Source organism: Pseudoalteromonas sp. MMG007 (assembly GCF_018100985.1).
GTDB lineage: Bacteria > Pseudomonadota > Gammaproteobacteria > Enterobacterales > Alteromonadaceae > Pseudoalteromonas.
On the sequence record NZ_JAGJEI010000015.1, the window covers coordinates 17,529 to 35,825 of the forward strand.

Annotated in this window: 19 protein-coding genes; 6 read left to right on the top strand and 13 right to left on the bottom strand. The window is 41.2% G+C overall.

What is annotated here, in order from left to right; genetic code table 11:
- Positions 1 to 9 precede the first annotated feature (9 nt).
- Positions 10 to 891 (bottom strand): ABC transporter ATP-binding protein, encoded by an 882-nt coding sequence (locus tag J8L71_RS15405; protein ID WP_029773142.1) that lies wholly within the window; start codon positions 889 to 891, stop codon positions 10 to 12.
- Positions 892 to 1,075: 184 nt separating this feature from the next.
- On the opposite strand from J8L71_RS15405, the gene J8L71_RS15410 reads away from it, so the two are divergent.
- Positions 1,076 to 1,753 carry a nitroreductase family protein gene (locus J8L71_RS15410; RefSeq protein ID WP_138684037.1) on the top strand — a complete coding sequence of 226 codons (678 nt, stop codon included), beginning with the start codon at positions 1,076 to 1,078 and terminating at the stop codon, positions 1,751 to 1,753.
- Between the two features lie 6 nt (positions 1,754 to 1,759).
- On the opposite strand, the gene J8L71_RS15415 is transcribed toward J8L71_RS15410, so the two are convergent.
- Complete coding sequence (locus J8L71_RS15415) at positions 1,760 to 2,068, bottom strand: metalloregulator ArsR/SmtB family transcription factor (RefSeq protein WP_211001302.1); 309 nt, start codon at positions 2,066 to 2,068, stop codon at positions 1,760 to 1,762.
- 285 nt (positions 2,069 to 2,353) lie between these two features.
- On the opposite strand from J8L71_RS15415, the gene J8L71_RS15420 reads away from it, so the two are divergent.
- Both J8L71_RS15420 and J8L71_RS15425 read left to right on the top strand, forming a co-directional pair.
- On the top strand, positions 2,354 to 2,698 hold the full coding sequence (locus J8L71_RS15420) for a rhodanese-like domain-containing protein (protein WP_211001303.1): 345 nt from the start codon (positions 2,354 to 2,356) through the stop codon (positions 2,696 to 2,698).
- A gap of 66 nt (positions 2,699 to 2,764) precedes the next feature.
- Positions 2,765 to 4,543, top strand: a complete 1,779-nt coding sequence (locus tag J8L71_RS15425) for an alkaline phosphatase D family protein (protein ID WP_211001304.1) — start codon at positions 2,765 to 2,767, stop codon at positions 4,541 to 4,543.
- On the opposite strand, the gene J8L71_RS15430 is transcribed toward J8L71_RS15425, so the two are convergent.
- The 4 genes from J8L71_RS15430 to J8L71_RS15445 form a co-directional block, all read right to left on the bottom strand.
- A complete protein-coding gene (locus tag J8L71_RS15430) occupies positions 4,540 to 5,079 on the bottom strand; it encodes a PH domain-containing protein (RefSeq protein ID WP_211001305.1) in 540 nt (179 codons plus the stop codon). The two genes, J8L71_RS15425 and J8L71_RS15430, sit on opposite strands and share 4 nt — an antisense overlap.
- An 88-nt stretch (positions 5,080 to 5,167) precedes the next feature.
- The gene (locus tag J8L71_RS15435; RefSeq protein WP_211001306.1) at positions 5,168 to 5,785 is read right to left on the bottom strand and encodes a LysE family translocator; all 618 of its coding nucleotides are present in this window, start codon (positions 5,783 to 5,785) and stop codon (positions 5,168 to 5,170) included.
- Positions 5,786 to 5,968, bottom strand: a complete 183-nt coding sequence (locus tag J8L71_RS15440; protein ID WP_024599480.1) for a hypothetical protein — start codon at positions 5,966 to 5,968, stop codon at positions 5,786 to 5,788.
- A 17-nt stretch (positions 5,969 to 5,985) separates the two neighbouring features.
- A complete protein-coding gene (locus J8L71_RS15445; protein ID WP_211001307.1) occupies positions 5,986 to 6,384 on the bottom strand; it encodes a DUF3224 domain-containing protein in 399 nt (132 codons plus the stop codon).
- A gap of 103 nt (positions 6,385 to 6,487) precedes the next feature.
- On the opposite strand from J8L71_RS15445, the gene J8L71_RS15450 reads away from it, so the two are divergent.
- Positions 6,488 to 8,266: an ABC transporter transmembrane domain-containing protein gene (locus J8L71_RS15450; RefSeq protein WP_211001308.1), complete on the top strand. Its 1,779-nt coding sequence runs from the start codon at positions 6,488 to 6,490 to the stop codon at positions 8,264 to 8,266.
- Here the strand turns inward: J8L71_RS15450 and J8L71_RS15455 are convergent.
- Positions 8,263 to 8,895 carry an OmpA family protein gene (locus J8L71_RS15455; RefSeq protein ID WP_211001309.1) on the bottom strand — a complete coding sequence of 211 codons (633 nt, stop codon included), beginning with the start codon at positions 8,893 to 8,895 and terminating at the stop codon, positions 8,263 to 8,265. The two genes, J8L71_RS15450 and J8L71_RS15455, sit on opposite strands and share 4 nt — an antisense overlap.
- 205 nt (positions 8,896 to 9,100) lie before the next feature.
- On the opposite strand from J8L71_RS15455, the gene chrA reads away from it, so the two are divergent.
- Complete coding sequence (gene chrA / locus J8L71_RS15460) at positions 9,101 to 10,255, top strand: chromate efflux transporter (RefSeq protein WP_211001383.1); 1,155 nt, start codon at positions 9,101 to 9,103, stop codon at positions 10,253 to 10,255.
- On the opposite strand, the gene J8L71_RS15465 is transcribed toward chrA, so the two are convergent.
- Genes J8L71_RS15465 through speA form a run of 4 tightly spaced genes read right to left on the bottom strand, consistent with a single transcriptional unit; the run spans position 10,212 to position 15,235 of the window.
- Complete coding sequence (locus J8L71_RS15465) at positions 10,212 to 11,471, bottom strand: mechanosensitive ion channel domain-containing protein (RefSeq protein WP_211001310.1); 1,260 nt, start codon at positions 11,469 to 11,471, stop codon at positions 10,212 to 10,214. The two genes, chrA and J8L71_RS15465, sit on opposite strands and share 44 nt — an antisense overlap.
- Entirely contained in the window at positions 11,468 to 12,388 is a 921-nt protein-coding gene (locus tag J8L71_RS15470; protein WP_211001311.1) for an acetyltransferase, read from the bottom strand. The genes J8L71_RS15465 and J8L71_RS15470 overlap by 4 nt, the downstream gene beginning before the upstream one ends.
- A 24-nt stretch (positions 12,389 to 12,412) precedes the next feature.
- Positions 12,413 to 13,294 (bottom strand): acyltransferase, encoded by an 882-nt coding sequence (locus J8L71_RS15475; protein ID WP_211001312.1) that lies wholly within the window; start codon positions 13,292 to 13,294, stop codon positions 12,413 to 12,415.
- A 60-nt stretch (positions 13,295 to 13,354) separates the two neighbouring features.
- Positions 13,355 to 15,235 (bottom strand): biosynthetic arginine decarboxylase, encoded by a 1,881-nt coding sequence (speA, locus tag J8L71_RS15480; protein WP_211001313.1) that lies wholly within the window; start codon positions 15,233 to 15,235, stop codon positions 13,355 to 13,357.
- 199 nt (positions 15,236 to 15,434) lie between these two features.
- Here speA and speE point away from each other — a divergent pair, with 199 nt between their 5' ends.
- Complete coding sequence (speE, locus tag J8L71_RS15485) at positions 15,435 to 16,298, top strand: polyamine aminopropyltransferase (RefSeq protein ID WP_211001314.1); 864 nt, start codon at positions 15,435 to 15,437, stop codon at positions 16,296 to 16,298.
- 54 nt (positions 16,299 to 16,352) lie between these two features.
- On the opposite strand, the gene J8L71_RS15490 is transcribed toward speE, so the two are convergent.
- Both J8L71_RS15490 and J8L71_RS15495 read right to left on the bottom strand, forming a co-directional pair.
- Positions 16,353 to 17,585 carry a hypothetical protein gene (locus J8L71_RS15490; RefSeq protein ID WP_211001315.1) on the bottom strand — a complete coding sequence of 411 codons (1,233 nt, stop codon included), beginning with the start codon at positions 17,583 to 17,585 and terminating at the stop codon, positions 16,353 to 16,355.
- Positions 17,575 to 18,198: a methylamine utilization protein gene (locus J8L71_RS15495; RefSeq protein ID WP_211001316.1), complete on the bottom strand. Its 624-nt coding sequence runs from the start codon at positions 18,196 to 18,198 to the stop codon at positions 17,575 to 17,577. Before J8L71_RS15495 ends, J8L71_RS15490 begins: the two co-directional genes overlap by 11 nt.
- Positions 18,199 to 18,297: the final 99 nt, after the last annotated feature.

Below are 18,297 nucleotides of genomic sequence, written 5' to 3' on the forward strand. Positions count from 1 at the left end.
AGCGCCCCCTTATGCTACTTGGCTGTTACGATGATTAAGCAATGTAGAAAAATACACATCTTCTAGGTTTGCACTGCTGAGCTCAAAACCTTCAGGGGCTTCATTGGCTAATACATGTAATATGGTTTGCCCAGCAAATAAGCGTTTTGAAATAACAGGCAGTTGCGGTTCAAGCTCTAGCGCTTCTTCTTGGCTCATAGCTTTGCGCCAAATTTGGCCTTGGAGTTTATCGGTAAGGGCAATGGGGTTACCCTCTAATAGTATTTTTCCGCCTGCCAGTACGGCCATGTTTGGGCAAAGCTCTGCTACATCTTCAACAATGTGGGTCGATAATATAACGACTTTTTGCTCGCCCAAGCTTACTAACAAGTTATGAAAACGATTTCGCTCTTCAGGGTCTAGCCCTGCGGTGGGTTCATCAACAATTAGTAAATCAGGGTCGCCAAGTAAGGCTTGTGCAATTCCAAAACGCTGGCGCATACCGCCCGAAAAGCCACTTACGGCTTTTGAACGATGTTGATATAAATTAGTATGTGCAAGCAAGCCTTCCACCGACTCTTTACGCTCGCCTTTGTTATGAATGCCCTTCAAAACAGCCATGTGGTCCAGCAAGTCGTAAGCACTAACACGCGGGTATACGCCAAAATCTTGCGGTAGGTAACCTAAACGTTGGCGCAGAGCCTGTGGGTCTTTAAAAACATCAATACCATCAAAAGTGATTGAACCCGAATCGGCAGATTGCAACGTGGAAATAGTGCGCATAAGTGACGATTTACCCGCGCCATTTGGCCCAAGCAGCCCAAACATCCCTTTTCCTATTGATAAATCAACACCTTGTAGTGCATGTACGCCATTATCGTAGGTTTTAGATAACCCTGTTATTGATAGCATTTTTACTTCCTTGAATTCTAATAGTTTTTTATTGCGTTTTTTATACCACATAAAAAAAAGGAACATAAGTTACACGACAGTTAATTTTGTAACAATAAATAAACACAGCAAGTAAAAATACTTGCCTAGCATTTATTCAGTCGGTATAAAAACCACACACACTATTTATAAGAAGCGTAAAGCCATGCAAAAACATCAAAGCCAACCACTAAACGACTTTATAGAATACCCTCACGATGAAATGCTAAAGCGTGCAAACGAATTTTTACAAACTAGTCAGCGCCGCCATAGTATTCGTAGCTTTAGCGACCGACCCGTACCTAAAAATATAATTGAAGCCTGTATTAAAGCAGCTGGTACTGCGCCAAGTGGAGCTAATCATCAACCGTGGCATTTTGTGGCTATAAACAGTAGTGATGTAAAAAAACAAATAAGAGAGGCCGCCGAAAAACTAGAGCGATCTTTTTATGAAGGCAGAGCAGGAGAAGAATGGCTCGATGCGCTAAAGCCGTTAGGCACCGATGCTAGTAAACCTTATTTAGAACACGCGCCTTGGCTTATTGCCGTATTTAGTCAAAAAAAGGGAGGCGTAAACACCGATGATAAAAACACCAATTATTATGTGCATGAGTCTGTTGGCTTAGCTACCGGCTTTTTAATTCAAGCTTTGCATCGTAGTGGTTTAGCAACACTTACCCATACCCCAAAACCAATGAGCTTTTTAACCGATATATGTAAGCGTGACAAAGACAACGAACGCCCATACATGTTACTTATTGCAGGCTACCCAAGCGATGATGCAACAGTACCTGCCCATGCACTTGATAAAAAATCGCTTAATGAAATTGCGACCTTTATTTAAAACACATTATTTAGCCATACTTTGCTTGCAAAACCACTCGTAAAGTAACGTAATAATCGACTCAACTTTTGGGTCGATTAGCGAATAATAAATAGTGTGCCCATCGCGGCGAGTTGCCACTAGCTGCGCTTTGCGTAAACTCGCCAAATGCTGAGACAAAGCAGACTGGGCCAACGGAATATTTTTATTTAACTCACCCACACTTTGCTCACCTTGCAACAAACTACATAAAATCATTAAGCGACTTTTATTAGCCATAAGTTTTAAAAATTGCTCTGCCTGCTGAGCGTTTTCGGCAAGTTGTTCAATATTCATTGTGATGCTTAGTTATTTTGCGTGCTTTAATTATAGACTTTTACATTAGTAAGTACTAATATAATTAACATTAGGGGTTGCTAATATTAATTATATTAGATTTAAATCATCGGTAATACAGTTTTTATTAGTGGCTGTGCCGTTACAATTTCGGTGCTTTTAAACTACTTTGTTGAGAGTAGCTTTCAATTTTTAACACATTTATTGGCATTAACTTAGTGCAATCAAATTACACCAAGCGATGCCCGTGAGTGTCTTTTGCGCAAAAAGAGGATATACCTACTCATGCTTACTTCAATTCCTGATTTACTAAAAATTATCACACCTAACCAACGCCGTATTGATGCAGCGCAAGCAAAGCAAGAGCTTGAACAAAATAAAGGGCTGCTTATTGATGTGCGCGAACCTGCTGAGCGTGCCAATGTAGCTGCAGTTGGGGCAATCAATATTCCTCGCGGATTACTTGAAATGAAGCTAATGGAAATAGAAAAAGACCCTGCCCGCCCTATTTACTTACATTGTGCCAGCGGTGCGCGCGCCACATTAAGCGCAGAAGCGCTAACCCGCGTTGGCTACGAAAACGTAACGGTTATAACCTGTAACGCAACGCAAGTGAGTGAAGTTTTTTAACTGCTTCATAAAAAAGTAACCTAAATTGCCTACACTTTGCTTTTTACACTTAACAGGTACAAAGCAATGGCATTTACACGGAGAAGTTTTTTAAAAGCATCGGCAGCAGGATTTGGCGCTGCCGTATTATCACTTGGTTTAGCAGGTTGCAGGTTTGATGACGATGACGACACTCCTGTTAGCTTTGATCACGGTGTTGCCAGCGGCGACCCGCTTAGCGATAGCTTAATTATTTGGACCCGTGTAACCCCACTTAATATAACAACTAAAACATTAAACGTGCAGTGGCAAGCCGCCACAGATAAAAGCTTTACTAATATTGTTCACGATGGTGAAGCACGCATAAGTGATACCACCGATTTTACGCTTAAAGTTGATTTACAAGGGCTTGATGCCAACACCATTTATTACTACCGATTTAACGCACACGGAAAAACCTCCCCTACCGGGCAAGGAAAAACGCTTCCTGTAGGTAACGTAGATAAAGTAAAGTTAGCAGTTGTATCGTGCGCAAATTACCCTGCCGGGTATTTCCATGTGTATGGTGAAATTGCTAAGCAAAGCGATTTAGATGCCGTATTACATTTAGGTGATTACATTTACGAGTACAGTAATACTGGCTATGCAACCGAAGACGCTGCCCAATTAGACCGACTTCTCCCCCTCGATAACAGCAGTGAAATTATAGCGCTTACCGATTACAGAAAACGCTATGCAAATTATCGCCTCGATGCCGACTTACAAGCAGCCCATAGCCACTGTGCATTTATAACGGTGTGGGACGACCACGAAATTACCAACGACACATGGCGCGAAGGCGCTGAAAATCATAACGAAGGTGAAGGCGAGTTTAGCCAACGAAAGCTAAATGCACTACAAGCTTACTTTGAGTGGATGCCAATTCGTAATGTAGCCGATAAAGAGCGCATTTACCGTCGCTTTGAATTTGGTAACTTAGTTTCTTTATACATGCTAGACACCCGCGTTTTGGCCCGTGATGAACAGCTTAGCTACAGCGATTTTGATCTCACAACCCCTGTGGGTCAAAGTGCATTTGCCGCAGCAATTGGTGCGAGTGATCGCGCATTATTAGGCAGTGAACAACTTACTTGGCTTAGCGATGCAATAACGACCTCAAGTACTCAGTGGCAAGTATTAGGGCAACAAGTGCTCATGACCAAAATGCATTTACCTGTAGAAGTGATGCTGCTACTAGCTAGCTTACAAAGTACACAAGCAAGTGGTGGCGACCCTAGTGCTTTACTCGCACAGGCAAATATTTTATTTGCAGAGCTGGCGAAAATTAAAGGCCGAGTATTAGCGGGTGACCCAAGCGTTACAGCCGCTGAGCTTGCACGGGTAGAAACCACCATACCGTATAACCTTGATGCTTGGGATGGCTACGCCTACGAGCGAGAAGTGTTATTAGGCACCGCTATTGCTGCACAAAAAAACTTAGTGGTTTTAGCCGGTGATACACATAATGGTTGGGCAGGAGAGCTTAAAACTGATGCCAATAACCCTATTGCAGCCTCACAAAATGCAGGAGTGGAGTTTGCAACTGCCTCGGTTTCATCACCAGGGCTTGAAAAGTATTTAGCGCTAAACACACAAGATGCGCAAACCGTGGCACAAATAGAGCAAGTGATTGCTTTGTTAGTTGACGACCTTGCTTATAATAATTTAGTAGAGCGCGGCTATTTAACCGTTACTTTTACACCCACACAAGCCAGTGCTAAGTGGAACTATGTAAGCACAATTAAAGCACATGAGTATCAAATTGTTGAAAGCCGTACCAAAGAGCTAAGTATGCTTGCGGGGCAAGCTCAATTACAAAGCGTTTAACGCTTCGCCTCTAAAGCAGCTAAGCGCGTATCTATTCGCTCTACTACCTCAACTAAGCGGGCAAGTAATGCTTGGTTGAGGTGATCTTCAGCAAACTCTTCCACTTTAGGTGCTTGCGCAGCTAAGTTATCTTTTTGCTCAAGTATGGCTTCTCTAAACTCACTTGCGTTTACAACACCAAGTAATGACACCAATGCACCATGGCCAGACTGCCCCGCAGTTTCAAAACTTAAGCGGTATAAACCAAATAAACGCATCAGCGGCCCTTGGCTCAGCCCAACATCGGTTATTTTTTCAAGTGGTATCGATTTTTCTTCTTTAAATAAAATACCGCGTTTAACAACCAGCTTTTGCGTGAGTAATTGCGCCGACATAGCCACTAAAACTTTACCTGCCACCAGCCAAACAATAATTAACACCACAGGTATGAGCGGAATAGTCACCAGCGCTAAGGCGCTAAAAAGGCATGCCGTAGTCATCCAGTATTGTTTCACTTTAGGATCAAAGCTGGCACTTTTTAAAATAGGGTTGCCCATTGGTTTATCCTCAATACATCTAAACGTCTTATAGATTAAAAGAGCTAAATTAAAATCTAACCTATTGATTTATAAAACCAATAAACTATCACACACTAAACACTACTTTTATGGCTAGCATGATAAATATAATCCCCAATATTTTATCGAGCCATGGGTTTTGCTTAGTAAAACCAAAGCGGTTTTTTGAAATCTCTGTAAGTAACGCCACCAGTAAATACCAGCCGGTATCAATTACAAATACTGTTAAGCACATAATAATACCAATGCTTAAAGTAAGTGCCTGAGGGTCAATAAACTGTGAGAACAAAGCTAAAAAGAAAATAGCGAGTTTTGGATTTAAAAACGCAATGGCAAAGCCATCTTGTAATGCTTTAGCTGCACTTACCTCACTTTTTTGTACTTCAAGTTCGTTATTACTTGGTTTTGCTAGCAATATTTTTATACCTAAATACGCCAAATAGGCCGCACCTAAGTAAACGAGTATTTGATAAACAGTTGGAAACTGCGTCATTAAAGCGCCTAACCCTAATAAAGATGCACCGGCATACAAGCCAACGCCTGTGCCATGGCTTAGTGCGGCAAGCATACCGTTTTTCATACTGCCGTTAAGTGAGTGCTTTAAAACCACCGCCAAACTTGGCCCTGGCGACATTGCCCCCATCATGCAAATAGCCGCTAGGCTTAACCATACTGAAAATGTCATTTAAAGCTCGTCAGTTTCAATAAATAACGTATAACCATGCACTTGCCCATAAAAGCCTGTCAATGGCACTGCATTTATTACTTTCCAGCCATCTTGGTTTAATTCCTGTATGCGGTCATTCAGTGCGACTATATCTACCCCACCCAAAAAACGAGTCTTTCTAAATTCGATTACTTTTTGCATTTTAATCCTTGTGTATCTTATAGGGTGTATTCAAAATCGTAGTAGTGAATCCCTTGCTCAATACGTATTTTCATACTGCCCGTTAACCCTTCTAGCTCATGAGTGCCTGAATCAGGAATAACATTTAAAATTAGGCTATCTTGGCCTTTATTCATAGTACCAAAATGCTGCAATACAAAGCTGCCTTTTTTGCCTTCAAGCTCGCCTATTACTTGCTCTATAGCAACATAACCGGCACTGCCTTGCGTGGGTGTCATGGCGCTTAGCATTTCGCCTTGGCTGGTGGCATTTAAGCTACCTTTAAAAGTTTTATCTATCGACATACGCCCTAAATTAATACCATTTTGGCCGCTTGCGTAGCCTTCTATAGGGGCTAGGTTTACATTAAATTCTCCACTTACGGTTTTAGTAGTCATAACGTTTCCTTATTGATGATTTAAACTGTACTTATATTTAAGCGTATTGATTTTTATTATCTTAGTGCCATATCTATACCTTAACCTTTAAAAAGAATCCACTATGTCAAAAACAACACCTAATCCCGAAAAAGCCGCCTTTAGTAGTTTATTACCTATTTTTGCTTTTATTAAACCGTATAAATGGATGGTAGTAGCGGCGCTTGGCGCCCTTTTAGTAACTGCTGGCGTTAACTTATCATTAGGGCAAGGCGTTAAATTTGTCATAGATCATGGCTTTATCGCAGGCTCCCAATCCCAGTTACAACAAGCTGTATTGGTGCTTATTGGTTTAATTAGCTTATTGGCCGTGGGCACGTTTAGCCGCTTTTATTTAATGTCGTGGATTGGCGAGCGCGTCAGTAACGATATTCGCAAAGCGGTGTTTAATCGCATTGTTACCCTGCACCCAAGCTACTTTGAAGAAAACCGCAGTGGCGAGCTTATGTCGCGTTTAACAACCGACACCACCTTATTACAATCGATTATTGGCTCATCGTTTTCTATGGCACTGCGTAGCGCATTAATGTTGGTGGGTGGCTTGGTAATGCTATTGGTTACTAATTTAAAGCTTACCCTTGTTGTGGTTGCTTGTGTGCCGCTGGTATTGGTACCCATGATGGTATTTGGTAAAAAGGTGCGAAAGCTTGCAAGCTCCAGCCAAGATGCAATAGCCGACATAAGCACCTATGCCGGCGAGATCATTCAAAACATAAAAGTAGTACAAAGCTATAGCCATGAAGCACAAGAGCAGCACGCTTTTGCACTTGAAACCGAAAAAGCCTTTAGTGTGGCTAAAAGCCGCATTAAGCAACGCTCATTTTTAATTGCTGCGGTCATATTTTTAACTTTTAGCGCTATTAGCGCAATGCTTTGGGTAGGTGGCAGTGACGTACTAGCTGGTACTATGACTGGCGGTGAGCTAGGCGCCTTTGTGTTTTATGCTATTATGGTGGCTATGTCGGTGGCAACCGTTGCAGAGGTTTACGGCGAGCTGCAACGTGCAGCAGGTGCTGCGGCGCGCTTACTGGAGCTACTTGCAGTTAAAAGCGAAATAGAAAACCCAATCACTTCACAAGACGATGAGCTATTAGTAAACACTAACAGTCCTGCTATCGAACTTGAAAACATTAGCTTTAACTACCCATCTCGCCCCGATGTAAGCGCGCTTAACAAAATAAGCTTAACTATAGAGCAAGGTAAAACCGTTGCCATTGTTGGCCCCTCTGGCGCAGGTAAAACGACGTTATTTGAATTACTACAGCGCTTTTACGACCCAGCAAAAGGCGCGATTAAATTTAATGATATAAACATTAAAGACCTATCGCTTAATACCCTCAGGGGTAAAATGGGCATGGTGGCACAAAATCCTATTTTATTTAGCTCAGATGTAATGCATAACATTCGCTACGGCAACCCAAATGCCACTGACGAGCAAGTATACGCCGCTGCAAAGCACGCCCACGCAGATGAATTTATTAAACAGTTACCGCAAAGTTATAACAGCTTTTTAGGTGAGCAAGGGGTAAGGCTTTCGGGCGGGCAAAAGCAGCGTATTGTATTGGCACGCGCTATTTTAAAAGACCCTGAAATACTGCTCCTTGATGAAGCAACCAGCGCACTCGATGCGCAAAGCGAGCATCACGTTCAAGCCGCGCTTGAGCATTTAATGCAAAACAGAACAACGTTAATTATTGCCCATAGGTTGGCAACGGTTAAACATGCAGATGTGATTGTAGTAATGGAAAATGGAGAAATAAAAGCAACAGGGAGCCACCAGCAATTACTAGCAAGCTCCCCTTTGTATCAGCGTCTTTGTGAATTGCAGTTCAACAAAAACTAACCTTCTGTGTTCGGCACTATTTGAATTTCTACACGGCGGTTTTGAGCACGGCCATTTGCGCTATCGTTAGTCGCAATTGGGCGTGTTTCGCCATAGCCTGTTGTACTAATACGTGCAGCCATTATCTGCTGGTTTACTAAATAGTTTTTAACGCTTTGAGCACGTTCGCGCGATAGGTTCATGTTGTAGCTATCTTTACCTGTGCTATCGGTATGTCCTTCAACACTAAGGTACGTTTTTTCGTATTTGTTCATTACTTTTGCAATTGCATCTAAGGTATCGTTAAAGCCTGATGAAATATAAGATTGATCGGTCGCAAAAGTGATATTAGACGGCATAACTAAACGTAAATTATCGCCCTCACGTACAACTTCAACGCCCGAGCCTGCAAGTTCATCACGAAACGCTTCTTCTTGCTTATCCATGTAATCACCTACTGCAGCGCCCGCAAGCGCACCAATAGCAGCACCAATAAATATGCGTTTATCTTTATGATTACCCGTTGCTTTACCTAGTACGCCACCAGCTGCTGCGCCAATAGCTGCACCTTTACCAGTGTTGTTCATTTCACAGCCACTTACAAGTAAAGCTATAACAGATGCACTTACTAGTGATTTAGTTAATGTCATGATGATGTCCTGTTCTTTCTATAATTAGCAAGAGTATGCAAATACATCTATGAACAAACTATGAAGTGTCTGTTAATAATTAAGTAAATTTAACCCCTGCTCACTTCACAAATACGCACAATAGCAAACTCTGCAGCGTAGTATTAATAAAAGTGTCATACTGATTTGTGACAATTAAATGAATTTTAACGAGGACTTTGGCGCTATGTTATTCGCTACTTTTAGGCAGTTTTTTTTACTTGGCTGCATGAGCTTTGGCGGTCCAGCTGCTCATTTAGGCTATTTTAAACGCCATTTTGTAGATACATTAAACTGGCTAACTAACACTCGTTATGCCCAGCTTATTAGCTTGAGCCAAGCTCTTCCTGGGCCAGGTTCAAGCCAAGTAAGCTTTGCTATTGGTGTAGAGCGAGCGGGCGTACTTGGAGGAATAGCTGCGTTTATTGGTTTTACACTGCCTTCATTCTTAATTATGGTGCTACTTGCTATTAGTGCGCATCAGTTTGATGCAGTTTACTTTGCGGTTATTGCGGGGTTAAAGTTATTTGCAGTGGTTATTGTGGCCGATGCCACGCTGAGCATGGCTAAAAGCTTTTGTACAAGCATTACTTTAAAGTTACTTGCAGTACTAAGTACGCTTGCCTTAATACTATTGCCAATGATGGGCACTCAAATCGCTATTTTAGTAATTGCTGCAACAATGGGCGCGGTTTGGCCTTTATTAAAATTAGGTAATAACCCGCCGCAAACAAGTGATACCAAAAACACTGTAAATTGGCTTCCACTAGGCTTATTTGCTTTATTGCTGTGTATTAGTTTTATTCCTTTAGGGCGAGAATTTGCTTTGTTTACCCCTTTTTACCAAGCGGGTGCTATGGTATTTGGAGGTGGACATGTTGTGCTTCCTGTTCTGCAGGCAGGTGTACCAGCACTCAGTGATGAGCAGTTTTTAAGTGCATATGCCAGTGCACAGGCAGTGCCTGGACCTATGTTTACCATTGCGACCTATTTAGGCACGCAGTTAACCACAGAGCAGCCATTAGTGGGCGCTATTATTGCTACGCTTCTTATATTTACACCGGGCTTTTTATTAATGCTGGCATTTCAAAAAAGCTGGTTAAACCTTGCAAACAAAGCTCGCTTCGCAAGCTCCATAGCAGCGCTTAATGCTGCCGTAGTAGGCTTTTTAGCCGCTGCATTGTATTCACCAATTTGGACATCAGCAGTGCATAACCTATGGCAAGTAGGGCTGATAATTGCGGCCTTTGCATGGTTAAGAATAAAAAAGCCACCTATTTGGTGGCTATTAGCTTTATTTATTGCTGTAGGTCTTGCCCAGTACTATTTGCCATTACTTTAAAGGTTGGCTTATCTGTTTGCTGGGTATTCGGTGGGCTTAATTGCCCACTCACACTTTGATACGCTCTAAGGCCAAACACCGGCAATACAGCAAGTAAATGATCCATTATTTCAGCTTGTAAGTGCTCGTACGAAATCCAACGTTTGTCTTCACTAAAGCAATAAAACTCAATAGGTAAGCCGTGATTTAACGGCTGCAGCTCTCTCACCATCAGTGTAAGCGTTGTATTAATTTTATTATGCTGTTTTAAGTAGCCCTCTGCGTAACGACGAAACAACCCTAAGTTAGAGACCGGATCAGGCAATGACGCAACACGTATATACTCATGCAGCGGAATAGCCGCATCTATTTGCTTTCTAAATTCATCACTCACTAAGCAAATACTGTGCATATCTATATTAAGTGAGCGCTTAATACGTCTGCCACCAGATTCTTGCATCCCGCGCCAGTTTTTAAACGAACCCGCAACCAGCATATAAGTAGGAATAGTCGTAATAGTGTTATCCCAGTTGCGCACTTTTACAGTATTCAAACCTAAATCTATAACCTCACCATCTGCGCCATAGTTTTCTACTTGGATCCAATCACCGTAAGTAACCAGTCTGTTTGCCGCAATTTGAATACTCGCCACAAAGCCTAAAATGGTGTCTTTAAATACTAATAAGGTAACAGCGGCTATAGCACCAAAGCCAGAAAGAATATACGTAGGTGATTTTTCAAGCACGATACTCACTATTAATATTGCACATACAATAAACGTAATAAGTTTTACGACTTGTAGTAAGCCCTGAATAGGCACTTCGCGTGCAAAATCTAGCTGGTTATAAATAGCGCCAGCTATACTCACTATACTGCTAAAAATAAAGCCTACATGAATAATCAGTATGCCTTGCCCAATCGTTTTTAAAATCTCGGCTGTTAGCTCATTAACCGGGTATACGCTATCAAAGGTTGCTAAAAAAAGTACACTACATAGCATACCTGCAATACGTTTATTGAGTTTATTAAGCAACGGGGAGAGTAAACCAATACGCTCAGGAGATAATTTAGTAACAATCTTTTGAATACCAGGAAGCATTAATCGGCGTGTAAACAAGTAGACAATTAATAGTGATAAAACCCCAATTGAGGCCGCTGTAATTGAACTAAGAAAATTTGCATCGGGTACTTTTTCAAACCAAGGTGCAATTAAATCCTGAAGGTGTGTGTGGGTCATAGTGTTTCAATTTCCTTACTGATTTGTGGTTCAAGTAAATCTTGTTGAGCATAAATGCCAGTGAGCTGCCTATCTTTAGCAACCCAAAGCTCATTAACGTATTTTTGAAAATCGCTTCTAAATACTCTGTCGTGTTGATAGCTGCCTAGCATTTGCTCGCTGATAGGTATCACATCAATAGAGACATAAATTGAGTTAAGCTCGCCTTTTAAAATATTGCGGCACACATGGCTAGTTTTACCGCTGTAAACTACGCTCGAATTCAACATGGCGTCAAATTGCTCGCCAAGTACCTCAAGCGCAAAGGCTATTCCCCCAGCTTTAGGCTTAAGTAAATGTTTAAAAGGGCTTTGCTGACTTGCGTGCTTTGCGGGAGTATACCGGGTGCCTTCTACAAAATTAATTATTGTAGTGGGATTACGCTTAAAGTTACGGCAACTGTGTTTTGTACGCTCCACATCTAAGCCTTTAAGCTTTGGGTTTTTAGCGAGCTGCGCTTTACTCACGCGTTTCATAAATGGCATGCTCATAGCCCACGCGCCAGTACCAATAAAAGGCACGTATTTTAATTCATCTTTTAAAAAAAACTTTGGAGCTGGCAATTTATGTAATGAGCTAAGTACGGCTATATCTAGCCAGCTCATATGATTGCAAATAAGTAAATACCAACTTTGCGCGTTTAAATCGCCATTTATATTTACTTCAATGTTAGGGCAACCCAGCCACAAACCAAATCTATTACCATTACACCAGCCACGATAGACCTGATGTAAAAGAGTATTTATTATCCCCAAGGGCAGTAGTAGTTTAACCACTCCCAGTAATAAAACTAAGGTGCCAAAAATAATCACATTAGAGAATAATACGCAGCCTACAATTAAGCCGTTAAGCCAATTAGGTAACCATTTTTTTAGCATAACTGTAAGCTCATTATATTCGCCTTATTGTTTATGGTTTTGCTCAAGCTGTTGTAGCGTCAGCTCTTTTTCTTCCCATAAACGATTTAGTTCACTTTGAAAGCCCACTCTAAACTCAGAGTCGCCAGTATAATCACCAATTAGCTCTTTGCTCACAGGGCGAATATCTACATGTACGTTGATTTGCTTAACTTTACCACCAGCAAAGTCCATAAACGTAGGTATGCCATCGGGGTAATGAATCGTGACATTCACTACTTTAGAAATTTGCTCACCCATCGCCTGCATTACAAATGCAATTCCACCTGCTTTTGGTTTTAATAAGTGTGGAAAAGGACTGCTTTGTCGTGCGTGCTTTTGCTTTGTAAAGCGTGTGCCCTCAACAAAGTTAACAACGCTTACTGGCATTTCTTTAAATTTTTCGCAGGCTTTACGGGTTGTTTCTAGGTCTTTACCACGTAATTTAGGGTTCTTTTTTAACTGGCTTTTGCTGGTGCGCGTCATAAATGGAAAGTCGAGTGCCCACCAACACAAACCTAAAATAGGCACGTAAATAAGCTCTTTTTTCAAAAAGAAGTTTAAAAATGGAATTTTGCGATTAAACACTCGCTGCAGTACTAAAATATCTACCCAGCTTTGGTGATTAGCAATTACTAAGTACCAATCTTTTAATTTAACGTCTTCTAAGCCAGTTACATTTAATTTTGTAGGCGTACATAGCTTTTGATTTAGTCCATTAAAAGAGACCCAAGCTGTAGCACATGACTTGGCTGTCCAGCTCATTAATTTTTGTAGCGGCTTAAAAGGAATAAGCTTTAAAAGACCACAAGCAAAAATAGGCACAAACCATATAAGTGTGTTTAACGTGTAAAAAATAAGGCTTAATACACTGCGAATAACTGACATTACTTCCATTCCTTTAAACAGTGCGCAGCAACTAGCACTGCGCTTTTATTTACTTATAAATTAATCTTCAAAATAGGTGTAACCTTCAAGGCCTGCATTAAGCTCTGCTAGATATCCCTCTTTGCATTGCTCAGATACAGCTAGCTTATTAACTTGATAAGCAAAGTTATCCGCCAAAATGGCGCTATCATAATCAACAAACTTTAATACATCCTTAACGCTATCACCTTTAATGGCATTGGTTAATACATAACCTTCGTCATTTAGCTCAACATGTACTGAGTCGGTGTCGCCAAATAAGTTATGTAAATCACCTAAAATTTCTTGGTACGCACCTACCATAAACATAGCAATATGGTATTGCTCACCAGGTTTGTACTCCGGAATAGGTAGGCTGGTTTCTATACCCGCGCCTTCTACGTATTCACGGATTTGTCCGTCAGAATCACAGGTTATATCTTGAATAATTGCACGCTGAGTTAAAGGCTGATTTAGGTGTTCTATTGGCATTACCGGAAATAACTGCTGAATGCCCCACACATCAGGTAACGACTGAAAAAGTGAAAAGTTAACAAACAGTTTATCAGCTAATTTTTCGTTTAAATCATCAAGTACTTCGCGGTGTGCACGGGCGTTATTACTAAGCGATGCACGCACGCGATGTAAAATAGTAAAGTATAACTGCTCTATTTTTGCCCACTCTAACATGCTGACTAAACCATGCACGTATTGATCGTGTGCTTCGCTAAATAGGTGCATCGCATCGTGATAAATTTCCAGCGCCATACGCGGGTTTAACCGTTGTAAACACTGCCACATTTCATCAAGCACTAAGGCACTATTTGCGATAGGTGGCTCTGGGTTTAAATGATTAGGTGCTTTTTCTACATCTATTACATCAGTAATTAACACAGCGTGATGAGCCGTTAAAGCGCGGCCCGATTCAGTAATAATAGCCGGGTGGGTAAGGTTATGTTGGTCGCACACTTCTGCAAACGCATTTACTACGTTACGTGCGTACTCCTCTACTGTGTAGTTCATCGAACACGCACTGCGAGAGCCCGAGCCTTCGTAATCAACGCCTAAACCACCACCTACATCAACCGTATTAAGTGGTACACCTAACTGAGTAAGTTCCGCAAAGTGGCGCGCACATTCGCGCAGGGCGCGGTGTATGTCTCGAATGTTGGCAATTTGAGAGCCAATATGAAAATGCACCATTTGCATTAAGTGCAATTTATTATGCTGCTTAAGTACTTCAACAGCACTAAGCACTTGCCCTGCCGTTAAGCCAAACTTACCTTTTTCACCACCGGTATTTTGCCACTTACCTTTACCCACTGAGTTTAAGCGAATACGAATGCCAATAGCGGGCTCAATGCCTAAGTTATCTATTTCTTCAAGTAACGTGGTCAGTTCTGATAGTTTTTCTACTACTATTTTAACGCTGTGCCCCATGGCTTGACCAATACACGCTAAGCGTAAAAATTCACTGTCTTTATAGCCATTACAGACAATAGTAATTGGCTCTTTTGCAACGCCTAAAATAGCCATAAGTTCTGGTTTTGAGCCAGCTTCAAGGCCGACTAAACCACTAGGATGGGCAAGTAACTTACTTACCACGGAGCGCTGCTGGTTTACTTTAATAGGATATACACAGGTGTATTTCCCGTTATATTCACGGCTGCTACGTGCTTGAGTAAACGCATTTGTCAGCGTATCTACACGGTTTTTTAAAATATCAGTAAAGCGCACTAAAACCGGCAGCGTCAAACCTTGTTGCTTAAACTGCTCTGTTAATTGCGTTAAAGAAATCGCGCTTTTAGTTTGGTCACCATCGGGGTAGGCTACCAACTCGCCTTGTGCGTTTATATCAAAATAACCATCACTCCAATGAGCAACGTTATAAGTAGCGCGTGCTGTTTCTAAACCCCAGGTCATGGCAACTCTTCTTTAGTCAATTTAGCTATAAAGGCGCATTTTAATACGTCAGTACTGGCTAGGCTAACAAAAATTGAACTTTCACTCACCCCTAGCTAACTTTATTCGTTAAATAGGTTAAAATTTCATTGAGCAAAACGACAAGCACTGGCAGAATTGCCCCTTTTTCATACTCAACCAAAAAAGTGTAAAAGCAACTATGGCAAATTTAGATCAAAGTAAGTGGTTTACTGAAATTAGCGACCGCGATGGCAGCGCATTTTCATTACGTATTAACAAAAAGCTAGACGAAAAACAGTCTCCTTTTCAAAAAGTAGAAATGTTCGAAACCACAGACTTTGGTAATTTAATGATCATCGACGGCTGTACAATGGTTACAACCCGCGAAAACTTTTTTTACCATGAGATGATCAGCCACCCTGCACTTTTAGCGCACCCAAATCCTAAAAACGTGGTCATTATTGGCGGCGGCGACTGCGGTACATTACGCGAAGTATTAAAACACCCAGATGTAGAAACCGTAACCCAAATAGATATAGACGAAGTAGTGACGCAAATGTCGTTAAAATACTTCCCAGAGCTTTGCGAGTCTAATAACGATCCTCGTGCAACCGTTATGTTTGATGATGGCATTAAATACATGCGCGAAGCTGCGGGTGAGTCTATCGACGTTGTTATTGTTGATGGTACAGATCCAGTAGGCCCTGGTGAGGGGTTATTTAACCATGCGTTTTACACAAGCTGCCTAAATGCACTTCGCCCAGGCGGTATTTTAGTACAGCAAAGTGAATCGCCACTTATGCACATGCCATTGTTAGTTGAAATGCGTGAAGCTATGTTAAGTGTAGGATTTAATGATTTACAAACACTGCCATTCCCACAACCAATTTACCCAAGCGGTTTATGGTCGGTAACACTTGCTCGTACATCAGAGGCATTTAGCGGCTTTAGAGAAGACGGCGCAGCACAAATAGCCAAGCAAAGTGAATACTACAACAGCGGTATTCACCATGGTGCACTCGCTACACCTAACTACATGAAACGCGCTTTTGATAAAAAATAATTTACACTTTTTTTGAAACTAAAAGGGAGCTTTAAAAGCTCCCTTTTTTGTACTTTAAAAACGCCATTGAGCGTTTAACATAATTTGCTGCTGCGATATGCGCTGTGCAAAGCCGCTGGCGGCTCTATTTTTTATAAAACTTTTAATCGCAGAGCCTTCAACACCTAATTGCCAACTATTACTGAGCTGGTAGCGCCACGTTGCGGTTACTCCCTCCCCATGGCTCGCATTAGGATCAAACGCAGTGGTGTCGTTATCTGTCACTTTAAAGTAATCATAGCGTACTGAAACTCGATGCTTACCTTCTTTATGGCTTAGCATTAAGTAATGGCTGTAAAACGCATTATCAATTAAAGCATTCGCACCCATTTCGGTTTCACCATTGAGCACCTGTGCTATAACGCGAGTTTTGCTATTAAATTTATATAGCCAGGCAACGCTCGTAAAGCGAGTGTCCCATGCATACTGCCCAGAGCTATAATTTACAGTACTGGGATCGCCGTTATTATCGTAGTAATAAACACGAAACTGCGATTTTTTTAAGTAATCCCAATGTACACCTGCATAATAGCCAAATCGCCCATCTACTTCTTCAAAGGGCAAAACACGGCCCGATTGCCAGCGTAAATCAAACTCATTTAATGAGGCTATAGGGCCAATGTTAACCCCTTCATTAAATGTGGTTTGTCTATCGTGCAATGCAAAGCCACGCCAAGCGAGTAAAGTACCGGTAGGATCATTGCCTTTAAACGTAGCGCCTACAAAGCTAAAACTATGCTTAGAATTAAAGCGTTTAGCTGGGCGTTTAAGAGTTGCTTCGATACCAACGGTACGTAACTCTTCGCCTATCCAGCTATTAATGGCTGAGTTTGTGTAGTTATAAGGAGAGGTCCAGCCAATATCGGGGTTTTCAAGCGACATGAGCGGATAAAAACCACCACCGCGCACATGCCATTTGTACTTACTATCAGTAAGAGGCTGATACTTAATATAAGCTTGTGTTAAGCCTAAGCCAACATCAGGATCTTGATTTAAATTTAATACCCCATGAGCCGACCAACTAGATGCTAAATCAACATTAAAATCTAAAATCCCTTGCGATAAAATAAGCTCATCACTTTTTGTATCATGGCGATAGAGGCCAATTCCACCATCTTGAAAGCTTGTATTATCATCACCTTGTACGGTTCTAACTTGTATCAAACCTTTAACCTGCGCATGTAGCGCAGCGCTAAAAAATAAAATACTAACTAAAAATACAAACGTTAAAGTGCGATTAATAATCATCAAATTCATCCGTTGCAAAATCAATTTGCGCGGCTACTTCCTGTTTAACTTTATATTCAAGCGGTTGCGTACCTACAATTACGTTTTTAGTTTCAACGTTACTTATATCACTAAACCCTGAATGCCAAACACTTAACGTATATTCGCCCGCGCCGGTCTGTAAATTAGCCTTGCCGTTTTCATCTGTAATTGCAAACACAGTACTATCGACGACCACTATATAACCTAGCATCCAATCGTGAATATTACAGCCAAGCTCAACCACACCCGTTTGGTCAAAAATAATCGGTGCTTTTGGCTGCTCTTTATATAGCTTTAATTCAAATGTTTTTGCTTTAGAAAATGAATAAACGTGGTGCATGATAGAATCCGCATTTGGAAATTCTACTTTTGCATTTTGCGGAACAACTAATATTCGCGGAATAAATTCTCTATTTTGTTGACTCATTGCATAAGGAGCTTCGGGCACGGTAATCTCAGTAGAACCGCTAGCGGTTAACCACACAACGGCATTAGCTAAGGGCTCATTACTTGAATTTTTTATCGTTATATTGGCGGTAAAGCCCTGAGCGCTGGCACATAATAAAAATACATAAACTAAAACTTTGATCATATTAGTCATCGCTATTATCAATTTATTTACATTATAGACCGAACAAGTAGTTAAATTCTTTCTATTTTTTAAAACATTGAATACGTATGTAACCAGTCG

Bases quoted from the DNA above. Each gene is read 5' to 3' on its own strand.
- J8L71_RS15405 (WP_029773142.1), bottom strand. From the start codon at position 891: ATGCTATCAATAACAGGGTTATCTAAAACCTACGATAATGGCGTACAT.
- J8L71_RS15410 (WP_138684037.1), top strand. From the start codon at position 1,076: ATGCAAAAACATCAAAGCCAACCACTAAACGACTTTATAGAATACCCT.
- J8L71_RS15415 (WP_211001302.1), bottom strand. From the start codon at position 2,068: ATGAATATTGAACAACTTGCCGAAAACGCTCAGCAGGCAGAGCAATTT.
- J8L71_RS15420 (WP_211001303.1), top strand. From the start codon at position 2,354: ATGCTTACTTCAATTCCTGATTTACTAAAAATTATCACACCTAACCAA.
- J8L71_RS15425 (WP_211001304.1), top strand. From the start codon at position 2,765: ATGGCATTTACACGGAGAAGTTTTTTAAAAGCATCGGCAGCAGGATTT.
- J8L71_RS15430 (WP_211001305.1), bottom strand. From the start codon at position 5,079: ATGGGCAACCCTATTTTAAAAAGTGCCAGCTTTGATCCTAAAGTGAAA.
- J8L71_RS15435 (WP_211001306.1), bottom strand. From the start codon at position 5,785: ATGACATTTTCAGTATGGTTAAGCCTAGCGGCTATTTGCATGATGGGG.
- J8L71_RS15440 (WP_024599480.1), bottom strand. From the start codon at position 5,968: ATGCAAAAAGTAATCGAATTTAGAAAGACTCGTTTTTTGGGTGGGGTA.
- J8L71_RS15445 (WP_211001307.1), bottom strand. From the start codon at position 6,384: ATGACTACTAAAACCGTAAGTGGAGAATTTAATGTAAACCTAGCCCCT.
- J8L71_RS15450 (WP_211001308.1), top strand. From the start codon at position 6,488: ATGTCAAAAACAACACCTAATCCCGAAAAAGCCGCCTTTAGTAGTTTA.
- J8L71_RS15455 (WP_211001309.1), bottom strand. From the start codon at position 8,895: ATGACATTAACTAAATCACTAGTAAGTGCATCTGTTATAGCTTTACTT.
- chrA (WP_211001383.1), top strand. From the start codon at position 9,101: ATGTTATTCGCTACTTTTAGGCAGTTTTTTTTACTTGGCTGCATGAGC.
- J8L71_RS15465 (WP_211001310.1), bottom strand. From the start codon at position 11,471: ATGACCCACACACACCTTCAGGATTTAATTGCACCTTGGTTTGAAAAA.
- J8L71_RS15470 (WP_211001311.1), bottom strand. From the start codon at position 12,388: ATGCTAAAAAAATGGTTACCTAATTGGCTTAACGGCTTAATTGTAGGC.
- J8L71_RS15475 (WP_211001312.1), bottom strand. From the start codon at position 13,294: ATGTCAGTTATTCGCAGTGTATTAAGCCTTATTTTTTACACGTTAAAC.
- speA (WP_211001313.1), bottom strand. From the start codon at position 15,235: ATGACCTGGGGTTTAGAAACAGCACGCGCTACTTATAACGTTGCTCAT.
- speE (WP_211001314.1), top strand. From the start codon at position 15,435: ATGGCAAATTTAGATCAAAGTAAGTGGTTTACTGAAATTAGCGACCGC.
- J8L71_RS15490 (WP_211001315.1), bottom strand. From the start codon at position 17,585: ATGATTATTAATCGCACTTTAACGTTTGTATTTTTAGTTAGTATTTTA.
- J8L71_RS15495 (WP_211001316.1), bottom strand. From the start codon at position 18,198: ATGATCAAAGTTTTAGTTTATGTATTTTTATTATGTGCCAGCGCTCAG.